The sequence below is a fragment of the Rossellomorea aquimaris genome (genome assembly GCF_001877785.1).
GTDB classification, from domain to species: domain Bacteria; phylum Bacillota; class Bacilli; order Bacillales; family Bacillaceae_B; genus Rossellomorea; species Rossellomorea aquimaris_A.
Genome location: NZ_MINN01000056.1, coordinates 1 through 394, shown reverse-complemented (window position 1 = coordinate 394; position 394 = coordinate 1). Strand labels below are relative to the sequence as shown.

At 45.4% G+C, this 394-nt stretch carries 1 protein-coding gene; it reads right to left on the bottom strand.

The annotated features are described in order from the left end of the window. Window positions 1-155: 155 nt before the first annotated feature. A partial coding sequence (locus tag BHE18_RS02375; RefSeq protein WP_141771800.1) for an aminotransferase class I/II-fold pyridoxal phosphate-dependent enzyme occupies window positions 156-394 on the bottom strand: 239 nt, incomplete at its 5' end.

Here is a 394-nt window from a genome sequence, read left to right as displayed (position 1 = left end):
GGGACTTACCGCATAGCGTTCATCCTTTTCTACTGTCGTTTCCTCCCTCTTCCCGCTTCACTTTTTCGCTAAACAAGATATCTGCTAAAAAAAACCGATTGCCAGGGACTCTCCCAGACAACCGGTTTCTGATTTCATTCTTTCTGACGCTCGATTTATTTTTGAATTAATTCACGTAAAGCCTGTACGAAAAATTCGTTTTCTTCCTGTGTGCCGATTGAGACTCTCACGTATTCCGGAAGGCCCCAACCCTTGCCGTGGCGGACGATCACGCCTTTTTTCATTAAGTCTTGGTATAGTGTTTCGCCTTCATCGCCTAATTTGACCAATACGAAGTTCGCCATGCTCTTCGTGTACGGGAGGCCCAGTTCTTCAAAGGCTCCATAAAGATACT